Raw genomic sequence first — 8,888 nt, 5'->3', positions numbered from 1 at the left:
GGAAATCTATCTGCGCCTCTGTCTTCGTGTTTACGGACTCGCCAACCGGCAAGTTTTTATTTAATTATTTCCCGCTATTGGCTGGTCAATTACGTTTGCATCAAGTACATTTGTTGCACTTAATCCGTTATTCGCCACGATCACCCCGCCGGTATTAAAGCCTCCAGACCCAGCAGACGTTTTAGTTGACGTTTTTGGTGAAATATATAAGGTATCGCCAAATTGAACCACCCCACCGCTAACATTCACAATTTGTACAGGACCGATTATTGCTGGCATAAAACAACATCCTTTTTGGATAAAGTGAAACTTCCATCAGTGGGGTTTTCTTCATCCCCCACTGATGGTTAGTTGAACCAATCGGACCTTTACGGGCAGTTGATCCCCCGCCTAGATTCCTTGTAACTGGGGATTCTCGGGGTCTTACTGCCCGTTAAGGCGGGATAAAATCCGATATAAGCCATACAGTAACATATGCGGTTACCCGATATCCTGTTCATGCCCAGTAGGTAAAAGCTGGCGTATATGCTTAATTCTTGCTTCCATTGCAACATGATGACTATTGCCGATATTAAGCATTGAGGCAGAAGAAATTCCGATGATATTGATATTGTTAACCTTGATGATTGGAGATAAGTGATGGTGAGCAATTGAAATAGATTCATCAATGGGAGGCGGGGAAATGGGGCGGGTAAAGGTTTGAAAGGCTGCAAAATTTCCTTCATCTCCCAAAAATATTTCAGCCTCCCGTTGAACCGCTAGTGCACGTGATAATTTATAGATATAATGAGAGTCACCAATTTGAAAAATGGAAGAATAAGAAACAATAAATACTTTGGCCTTGTCAACAACGGATGTTCTACCGAGCATACTTATCTCACTTCCGGTGCGAGCGGAACAAATGGTCCAATAATTAAGGATTCCGGCGGAGTGTCAAAAATGGAAGCGAGTTGAATCGTGTCAGTATCCCCCACAAAGACCATCGAGGAGCTGGCAACCCCGGTAATATTAATGTTATCGACACAAAGATTGCGGTTGTAAACTTCAAAGATCATTCATTTTTCATTCCTTTCACATGATTTGGCAGATTATTTAGAAATACAAAGACGCCATTCTCAATTTCCTGTTTTAATAATTCAATAATTTGCTCATCAGTCACTTGCTGCTCACTTGCTTGACTAGCTTTCAGATGATAATCAATTCTGGCGGGAAGCTGTTTAATAATATCCTGTTTAATGAAGGATAAATAGGATTCGTTCGGTGGAATGGATAATTTTCTTTGATTATTTTCAATCATTTGCGGTAATTCCGTCTCTAAATATTGATAAATCGCTTCTTCTATTTTCATCGATTTTCGCATGTTTGTTTCAGGTGAAAAAGGGGTGGCTAGTGTTTGATTTTGTACGGCAAAGTCTTCAATTGCTGACATATCATTTGGATTAAGGCCAATATTCAATGTTCCTTCTAGTGTTTCTACCTTTAATTGATCAAATTTATACTCGATTCTGTCTACGTGGATGGCCTTTTTCTCATCTAAATTCTTGATTTGTTGCTGAAGTTTAAGAATAGTTTGTTCAAGTGCTGAAATTCTTTGTTCCTGTGTTTGCATACACATCTGCAGCCATTGAAGGTATTGGTAAAGATCCTGAGTCATGTCGATCACCCCATTCACGATCTATTTTCGGGCCGTTTCGTGGCGCTTAACTGCTGTTTACCTTTCCTGCAGTCCTTACAGGTGCCTGCAATGGAACAGAAGGTATTTCTTGTAGGGTGGGAGGGGTCAGCCCATACTGTTTAATAGCAGTCGGTGCTGATTTGAGAAAGCCGCCGGTATTAAACAGGTTTGCTTGCGGTTTAATGATACCGGCACTGCCAATTTGAATGACAGAAGAGTTTGTGACACCGCCAATTTTTATGGTATTAATATGAATCGACTGCTGGATATAAAAATTCATTTTCAGCCCACCCAGAAATTACATATTGAAAGCATTATTTTGGTCAATCATATCCGGGTCAAATGTGTTGGTCGAGCTCAAGTTATTATCGACGCGCAAACGTTCACCAGTATTAAAGGAACCTGCGCCCGAAAATGTCTTTGCATTTGAGAAAGGCATAATTTTATAGACATCGCCAATATGAAAAACCGAACTGTTGCCAAGAGTGATCACCTGAGCTACTCCTACAATGGCTGGCATAAATAACACCCTTCCCTTATATTTCTATTCATATCCTATGTATGGGCGAAAGTAATGTGATTAATTAGCCCAAAAAATATATTTGTTAGATTGTCTCATATCCTTTATTCTAAATAAGAAGCTATTTTATCAAGGGGGATTCATATGAAGTTTGTAACGGCAAAAAAAGAGGCAGAAATTTTTGTTGGCTTACTTGATGACGATCTGCAGAAGATCCTCGTGCTACATCAAGCAGAGGCGGCGAGAACGGGGAAAAAGCGTTTCCCAGCATCAATGCTTGACTGTATTGCCGCCGGAGAAGAGTTTATTAATCAGGTCAGTCAACTGCTCGATTGGGTACAAACACAGGAAGGAGCCGCTTCTTTTTATCTCCCGATCGAGGAGGTAACATTACTTGCCCCGATTCCAAGACCAGCGAAAAATATTTTTTGTGTAGGTAAAAATTATGCTGAGCATGCGATTGAATTGGGAAGTGCAGCTGATATCCCTGAACATGTCATGGTCTTTACAAAGGCACCGACGACAGTCATCGGTCCGAATGCGGTGGTGTTAAATCATCAGGACGTAACATCACAGCTTGATTATGAGGGTGAATTGGCTGTTATCATTGGTAAAAAAGGAAGGGCCATTAAACGCGAAGAAGCATTGGACCACGTTTTTGGCTATACCATTCTAAATGATGTGACCGCCAGAGACCTGCAATCAAGGCATAAGCAATTTTTTATCGGTAAGAGTTTGGACACAACTGCGCCCCTGGGACCGTGGATTGTTCATAAAAATATGATTGATAATCCTAATGATTTAAACATTGAAACAAAAATAAACGGAGAAGTAAGACAGAGTTCCAATACAAAGCATTTCATTTTTTCGGTTGAAGAAATTATTTCTGTCTTATCAGCAGGAATGACGCTTGAACCAGGAGATATCATCGCAACTGGTACTCCTGCCGGTGTAGGGAAAGGCTTTAAACCGCCAAAGTTTTTACAGCCAGGGGATAAAATGGAAATTACAATTGAAAAAATCGGAACCCTCGTAAATGAGATCGAACATTAATAAATATCATTAATAGCATTATCACTGTAATTAATTGCTTTTTCTTCGAAATTTTTAGAATCCTATGATATGATAGTCTCGAACTATTACATAGGAGGAAAATATATGATACATGGACATGTCACTGCATGGGCGTTAGCGCTTATATTATTTATTGTTGCCCTTATTCTCCTGTCTAACGGAAAGACGAAGGGGGCAAAAATGGTGCAAATGATTTTACGGGTACTTTATCTGATTATTGTTGCTACAGGTGTTGGGCTTCTCTTCAAATTAACTAATATCAATGCGATGTATATATTAAAAGCAGTCGTGGGTTTATGGATTATTGGTCTGTTTGAAATCATTCTCAGTCGAGTTGCCAATAAACGCAGGACCTCCGTTTTTTGGTTCCAATTTGTGATTGCCTGGGCGCTTGTATTATATTTAGGCTTTGTGAAGCTGCCAATGTCCATTTTTTATCCTGTATAAAAAATAAAAAGCTGTCAAATGGAGGTTCCCATCTGACAGCTTCTCTTTTTAGGAAATTAATTTTTCAATAATCAATCGTTTACCTGTATTAATCGTGAATTCAAAGCGGTCATTTATTTTTTCATAATAACAAAAATGGTGCTGTACATTACAAATTTCATTTTGATTATCGAAGACCATAAAATTTACTCCATCCTTACGATTTTCATCGGATAGAAAAGATAAATGGTTGTAACAATAAATACAATCAAAAATGGAAAAATTTAATGAATTTAACGTCGTGACGAATTGGATAAACGCATCATCGTTGATTCCTTCTAAAAGCCTTTCTAGTGAATAGATTAAATGCTTTCTAATTCTAACACGATCATGATCACGAAGCATCATAACCTCATTACCAATGCGGATTTTTCCTGCTTCATATAAAATACCTTTTTTCCAACGATTCATCCGGTATATTTCCATCTCCTGCTGGAGAAAATCTTCCAACATGACAGCTTCTTCCGTTTCCTCATCAAAAAAAATCCACTGATCATTTATTTGTTCAACAGTTCCTTCTGTATAGGCCCTGTTTTGTATATCATAAAGGTGCATTCGTTGTTGTCGATTCATCGTTAACCTCCATGTCAGATGTTTCATTTTTCTTTTTAGACATCTTCCTGGAATTTTATAACCCATCGTAGTTGGAAAATTTTGTTTGTGGCAAGTGCAAAGGAGGGGCCGCAATTGTCAGCCGATTGATAAAATCTCATTTGAATGTTTAATATTCAAGTTAATTTCCCCTATCTTAAAATATTCCGATTTTCGCCATTCTGATACTTTGTTATGTTAGTAGCCTATATAAAATGGGCAGTCTGGAGAAAAGAAGATAAAATTTGGAATAACTACTTTCATAGATTAAAATGGTTGTAGGGAAGAGGGGGTAAATGAATGTTCAAACGAATGATTCCTATTTTCATATGCCTGTTATTAGTTTCAGCCATTCCTGCCAATGCAGAAATTAAGAAAGAAGACCGTTTGTGGCAGGATGAATCGATTTATTCCATTATGATTGACCGCTTTAATGATGGTGATACGAAAAATGATTTCGGAGTCAATACAAGAGAACCGTTAGCGTATAATGGCGGCGATTTACAGGGAATTATCGATAAACTAGATTACATACAGAGCATGGGCTTTACGGCCATTCGCTTAACACCCATTTTCGCTAATGCCAAAAATGGCTATCACGGATATTGGGTCACGGATTTTTATAAAGTGGACGAGCATTTCGGGTCACTTGAAACGTTCAAGCAGCTTGTAAAGGAAGCTCATAAGCGGAAAATGAAAGTTTTACTTGATTTTGTCACCAATAATGTTGCTACAAGCCATCCATGGGTGAGTGATGCAGGGAAACAGAATTGGTTCCATCCGAAAAAAAGTACTGTAAACTGGAATAATCAACAAGAGGCGGAAAATGGCTGGGCTGATGGGTTACCTGATTTAAATCAGGAAAATCCGGAGGTCAAACAATATTTGCTCGACGCGGCGAAATGGTGGATAAAAGAAACAAATATTGACGGCTATACCCTCCCTGAGGTAAATTATGTGCCGGTAAGCTTTTGGAAGGATTTCTCGGCTGCTATGAAACAAGAAAAAACGGATTTCTTTCTAATGGGAATTCCTGCAAAAGCAACGGTTATCGATCTGAAAAGCTATCGAAACGCCGGCTTGGATACGGTATTAGATTTTACTCGCAGTCAAGAGCTCCGCAAAGTTTTTGCTGCGACTAATCAGCCGCTACCGGAAGAATATACAGATGCTGCAAAGGACCAATCAGTAAATGTTACAGTAAATTTTTTGGACACTGAAGATACGGCGAGATTTACCCGCGATATTGTCAAAAAGCGGCAGTTTCCAGGTACCCGTTGGAAAACGGCGTTAACATATTTATTTTCAACGCCTGGTATTCCGTTCATTTATTATGGGACGGATATTGCATTAAATGGCGGTGAAGTTCCCGATAATCGACAGCCGATGAATTTTCGGGCAGAAAAAGAACTGATCGATTACATCAGTAAAATTAGTGAATTGCGAAATCAGCTGCCCTCTTTAACGCGGGGAACGTTTGAAATGCTTTATAACCAAAATGGACTGATGGTTTATAAGAGAATTTATAAAGGGGAAACAACCGTCATTGCGATTAATAATACGACTAAATCACAAAAGGTTACCTTGACAACTGAGCAGCTTGAAGGTGGTAAAGAACTGCGCGGTTTGTTGAATGGAGACCTAGTGCGCAGCCATAATGATCAATATGTGCTCATTATCGATCGGGACATTTCCGAGCTTTACGTCCTTGCCGAAAAAACAGGGATAAATATACCATTTATTGGATCATTAGTGCTGGTTGTTGTCTTATTCCTGGTATTTTTATTATTTATTCTTAAAAGAAGAAATCGAACGATAGTTGATTAAAAAAAGGCAGTGGTGAACTTTCACCGCTGCCAATTTTAGCTAATGCTTGTTCCGAAGGCGCTTGCGCTTTTCTTACCGATAATTAATAAATTGAACATCGATACTTAAGTCGGCATCACGAACTAAGGAAATAATTTTTTGCAGATCATCGCGGCTTTTGCCACTGACACGGATTTGATCATCCTGCAGTTGGCTTTTCACTTTTAGGCCGCTGTTTTTAATGATTGTATTAATTTTCTTGGCATTCTCTTTGTCAATCCCTTGGACAAGCTTTGCCCGCTGCCGGACTGTGCCTCCGGAAGCTTTCTCGATTTTGCCATAATCAAGGTTTTTGATGGGCACGCCTCTTTTAATTAATTTACTAAGAAGAACGTCCTTTAGCTGCTCCATTTTGTATTCATCATCGGAAATCAGAACAAGCTCTTCTTTATCAAGTGAAACTTCACTTTTACTGCCTTTAAAATCATAACGGGTAGTAATTTCCTTCATCGTTTGTGTAATTGCATTGGTGACTTCGGAAAAATCCACTTTCGATACAATATCAAATGAACTATCTTTTGCCATGGCCAGCCCTCCATTTTTTAGCACATTATAACAACTTTCATCCGTAAAAGTTTCCCTTCATGGCTTCATTATAGTAAAATAAGCACTAGTTTTACAACCTAAAGAAAGCTCCAAAAGGAAAGGGGAGTTATCATTGACATTAAAAGAATTAGTCGGTCAAACTACCATTTTAACTGTGGCACGTAAAGCGCCCTTCGGCTATTTTTTAACAGATGGAAATGAAGATGTTTTATTACATAAAAATGAAACGGATCAACAATTGGAAGAGGGGCAACAAGTTGAGGTTTTTCTTTATGTCGATTCTGAAGGGAGACCTACAGCTTCAACTGTGATTCCTGAGGTCTCCATCGGACACTATGCATGGGTGAAGGTGACGGATGTAAAACCGGATATTGGTGTGTTTTTGAATATTGGTTTGCAAAAGGATATTTTGCTGGGGAAGGATGATCTTCCGGTTCATAAATCAGTCTGGCCGGAAGCGGGCGATATGCTCTACATTACCCTTCGAGTAAACCGCAGTTATCTCTTATATGCAAAGCTTGCCAGTGATCAAGTGATTCAAGCGATTTCCACAAAAGCAACGCGGTCAAGCTTTAATAAAAATGTTCAGGGGTATATTTACCGAACAGCTAAAGTAGGCAGCTGGATCTATACGCTTGAAGGCTTTAAGGGCTTCATTCATGAATCACAACGAAACCAAGAACCTCGTCTCGGTGAAAAGGTGGAGGGGCGAATTATTGATATTAAAGAAGATGGAACGATTAATGTGTCACTCCTTGCCCGTAAACAGGATTCGCTGGAATTGGATGCCGCCCGTATTTATGAATATTTGATGAGCAGAAATGGAGCCATGCCTTATACGGATAAAAGCATGCCGGAGGATATAAAGGAACGTTTTGGTTTAAGCAAGGCAGCTTTCAAACGGGCATTGGGAAAATTGATGAAAGAAGGAAAAGTATATCAAGAAGGCAGCTGGACATATGAAAAGAAAAATAGTTAAAGTCCGGCACATATCCTTTTTCAAAATGACAGACACTAATATTGACAGCATTTGAAAGGGGTAGGTCGTTTTGCCACATACGTCAGATAATGATAAGAAGGCACAGGACAACAACGCATTACGTCATGAAAAAAATATGATTCGCGAAAAAAACCGCCAAGCCGGGAAAAATCAGTACTCGAAAAAGACCGACCATAAGTAAGGAGTGAGGTACCGCCTCACTCCTTTACTTGTCACCCTTAATCAAGGCTTCTTATGCAAGTTGATTTAAAAAGAATATCGAGATTGTTCCTGCACCGGTATGAGCACCGATGGCAGCGCCAATCGAGGAAACATAAACTTCTTTAGGATGAAATTCCGCTTCAATCATCGCTTTTACTTCAAGCGCTGTTTCCTCGGTATCAGCATGGCTGATGCCGATTATTTGTTGATCAAGGTTGCTGCCGCGTTCTTTCATCAGTTCAATGATCCGGCGAAACACCTTCTTTTGACCACGAATTTTTTCAATCGGAACAAGCTTTCCATCTTCGACATTTAAGATGGGCTTAATATTCAATAAACCTCCCAGAAAGGCCGATGCTTTTGAGAGTCTGCCCCCCTTTGCCAAATAATCTAAATCCTCCACGGTAAAGAGATGTTCCATATGAAGGGCTCTAAATTTTATATCCTCGACAATCTCTTCTTTAGGGACATTGGCGGCTGCCTGTCTTGCCGCTTCCATAACAATAAGTCCCTGTCCCAATGAGGCACATTTTGTATCAATAATGGTTAAGTGAAAGTTCGGATATTTTTCCTTGACTTGGTCAAGAATCATAACAGCGGTAGAATATGTTCCCGACAATTGTGAGGAAAAAGCAATATAGATACCATCTTCATTTTTTTTCGCCATCTCTGTAAAAACTTGTTCGAATAAGAGTGGAGAGGCTTGCGATGTTTTCGGGACGATCCCATTGCGAATCGCAGTATAAACGGTTTTAGGATCAATGTTTTTAACATCTTCATATTCTTCACCATTTATGTGGACATTTAATGGAATAAGTGTAACATTATGTTGTTGGTAAAAACTTTTGGGTAAATCACATGCGCTGTCAGCTAGAATTTTAACTTGCATGTTGCTCACCTGCTTTCAACGAAATTTCTATAATTTTAAG

The 8,888-nt window shown here is 39.2% G+C and carries 14 protein-coding genes; 5 read left to right on the top strand and 9 right to left on the bottom strand.

The window, feature by feature from the left end; genetic code table 11:
- Positions 1-60: 60 nt before the first annotated feature.
- From RCG24_RS09885 to RCG24_RS09860, 6 genes are all read right to left on the bottom strand, one after another.
- Positions 61-279: a spore germination protein gene (locus RCG24_RS09885; protein WP_202653627.1), complete on the bottom strand. Its 219-nt coding sequence runs from the start codon at positions 277-279 to the stop codon at positions 61-63.
- A gap of 201 nt (positions 280-480) precedes the next feature.
- Complete coding sequence (locus tag RCG24_RS09880; protein ID WP_308078976.1) at positions 481-870, bottom strand: spore germination protein GerPE; 390 nt, start codon at positions 868-870, stop codon at positions 481-483.
- 2 nt (positions 871-872) lie between these two features.
- Entirely contained in the window at positions 873-1,055 is a 183-nt protein-coding gene (locus tag RCG24_RS09875; RefSeq protein WP_202653629.1) for a spore gernimation protein GerPD, read from the bottom strand.
- Positions 1,052-1,654: a spore germination protein GerPC gene (gerPC, locus tag RCG24_RS09870; protein ID WP_202653630.1), complete on the bottom strand. Its 603-nt coding sequence runs from the start codon at positions 1,652-1,654 to the stop codon at positions 1,052-1,054. Before gerPC ends, RCG24_RS09875 begins: the two co-directional genes overlap by 4 nt.
- 46 nt (positions 1,655-1,700) lie before the next feature.
- The gene (locus RCG24_RS09865) at positions 1,701-1,955 is read right to left on the bottom strand and encodes a spore germination protein GerPB (protein WP_308078975.1); all 255 of its coding nucleotides are present in this window, start codon (positions 1,953-1,955) and stop codon (positions 1,701-1,703) included.
- Positions 1,956-1,973: 18 nt separating this feature from the next.
- A complete protein-coding gene (locus tag RCG24_RS09860) occupies positions 1,974-2,195 on the bottom strand; it encodes a spore germination protein (protein ID WP_308078974.1) in 222 nt (73 codons plus the stop codon).
- Between the two features lie 144 nt (positions 2,196-2,339).
- On the opposite strand from RCG24_RS09860, the gene RCG24_RS09855 reads away from it, so the two are divergent.
- Together RCG24_RS09855 and RCG24_RS09850 are read left to right on the top strand one after the other, a co-directional pair.
- Positions 2,340-3,248 (top strand): fumarylacetoacetate hydrolase family protein, encoded by a 909-nt coding sequence (locus RCG24_RS09855; RefSeq protein WP_308078972.1) that lies wholly within the window; start codon positions 2,340-2,342, stop codon positions 3,246-3,248.
- Between the two features lie 105 nt (positions 3,249-3,353).
- A complete protein-coding gene (locus RCG24_RS09850; protein ID WP_308078971.1) occupies positions 3,354-3,716 on the top strand; it encodes a YisL family protein in 363 nt (120 codons plus the stop codon).
- A 48-nt stretch (positions 3,717-3,764) separates the two neighbouring features.
- Here the strand turns inward: RCG24_RS09850 and RCG24_RS09845 are convergent, their stop codons facing one another.
- Positions 3,765-4,328: a DUF2777 domain-containing protein gene (locus RCG24_RS09845; RefSeq protein WP_308078970.1), complete on the bottom strand. Its 564-nt coding sequence runs from the start codon at positions 4,326-4,328 to the stop codon at positions 3,765-3,767.
- A gap of 318 nt (positions 4,329-4,646) precedes the next feature.
- Here RCG24_RS09845 and RCG24_RS09840 point away from each other — a divergent pair, with 318 nt between their 5' ends.
- A complete protein-coding gene (locus tag RCG24_RS09840; RefSeq protein WP_308078969.1) occupies positions 4,647-6,173 on the top strand; it encodes an alpha-amylase family glycosyl hydrolase in 1,527 nt (508 codons plus the stop codon).
- A 72-nt stretch (positions 6,174-6,245) separates the two neighbouring features.
- Here the strand turns inward: RCG24_RS09840 and RCG24_RS09835 are convergent, their stop codons facing one another.
- Positions 6,246-6,737 carry a YajQ family cyclic di-GMP-binding protein gene (locus RCG24_RS09835; RefSeq protein WP_202653637.1) on the bottom strand — a complete coding sequence of 164 codons (492 nt, stop codon included), beginning with the start codon at positions 6,735-6,737 and terminating at the stop codon, positions 6,246-6,248.
- A 133-nt stretch (positions 6,738-6,870) separates the two neighbouring features.
- On the opposite strand from RCG24_RS09835, the gene RCG24_RS09830 reads away from it, so the two are divergent.
- Together RCG24_RS09830 and RCG24_RS09825 are read left to right on the top strand one after the other, a co-directional pair.
- Positions 6,871-7,737, top strand: coding sequence for a CvfB family protein (locus tag RCG24_RS09830; RefSeq protein WP_308078968.1), 867 nt, complete (start codon positions 6,871-6,873; stop codon positions 7,735-7,737).
- 70 nt (positions 7,738-7,807) lie between these two features.
- Positions 7,808-7,939, top strand: a complete 132-nt coding sequence (locus RCG24_RS09825; RefSeq protein ID WP_133371656.1) for a DUF3941 domain-containing protein — start codon at positions 7,808-7,810, stop codon at positions 7,937-7,939.
- Between the two features lie 51 nt (positions 7,940-7,990).
- Here the strand turns inward: RCG24_RS09825 and RCG24_RS09820 are convergent, their stop codons facing one another.
- On the bottom strand, positions 7,991-8,848 hold the full coding sequence (locus RCG24_RS09820) for a DegV family protein (RefSeq protein ID WP_308078967.1): 858 nt from the start codon (positions 8,846-8,848) through the stop codon (positions 7,991-7,993).
- Positions 8,849-8,888 lie beyond the last annotated feature (40 nt).

The sequence above is a fragment of the Neobacillus sp. OS1-32 genome (genome assembly GCF_030915425.1).
GTDB classification, from domain to species: domain Bacteria; phylum Bacillota; class Bacilli; order Bacillales; family Cytobacillaceae; genus Neobacillus; species Neobacillus paridis.
Note: the sequence above shows the minus strand (reverse complement) of the source record. Positions and strands in the feature narration are given on the sequence as shown.

Excerpts from the sequence above, each read along its gene's own strand:
- RCG24_RS09885 (WP_202653627.1), bottom strand. The coding sequence starts at position 279 with ATGCCAGCAATAATCGGTCCTGTACAAATTGTGAATGTTAGCGGTGGG.
- RCG24_RS09880 (WP_308078976.1), bottom strand. The coding sequence starts at position 870 with ATGCTCGGTAGAACATCCGTTGTTGACAAGGCCAAAGTATTTATTGTT.
- RCG24_RS09875 (WP_202653629.1), bottom strand. The coding sequence starts at position 1,055 with ATGATCTTTGAAGTTTACAACCGCAATCTTTGTGTCGATAACATTAAT.
- gerPC (WP_202653630.1), bottom strand. The coding sequence starts at position 1,654 with ATGACTCAGGATCTTTACCAATACCTTCAATGGCTGCAGATGTGTATG.
- RCG24_RS09865 (WP_308078975.1), bottom strand. The coding sequence starts at position 1,955 with ATGAATTTTTATATCCAGCAGTCGATTCATATTAATACCATAAAAATT.
- RCG24_RS09860 (WP_308078974.1), bottom strand. The coding sequence starts at position 2,195 with ATGCCAGCCATTGTAGGAGTAGCTCAGGTGATCACTCTTGGCAACAGT.
- RCG24_RS09855 (WP_308078972.1), top strand. The coding sequence starts at position 2,340 with ATGAAGTTTGTAACGGCAAAAAAAGAGGCAGAAATTTTTGTTGGCTTA.
- RCG24_RS09850 (WP_308078971.1), top strand. The coding sequence starts at position 3,354 with ATGATACATGGACATGTCACTGCATGGGCGTTAGCGCTTATATTATTT.
- RCG24_RS09845 (WP_308078970.1), bottom strand. The coding sequence starts at position 4,328 with ATGAATCGACAACAACGAATGCACCTTTATGATATACAAAACAGGGCC.
- RCG24_RS09840 (WP_308078969.1), top strand. The coding sequence starts at position 4,647 with ATGTTCAAACGAATGATTCCTATTTTCATATGCCTGTTATTAGTTTCA.
- RCG24_RS09835 (WP_202653637.1), bottom strand. The coding sequence starts at position 6,737 with ATGGCAAAAGATAGTTCATTTGATATTGTATCGAAAGTGGATTTTTCC.
- RCG24_RS09820 (WP_308078967.1), bottom strand. The coding sequence starts at position 8,848 with ATGCAAGTTAAAATTCTAGCTGACAGCGCATGTGATTTACCCAAAAGT.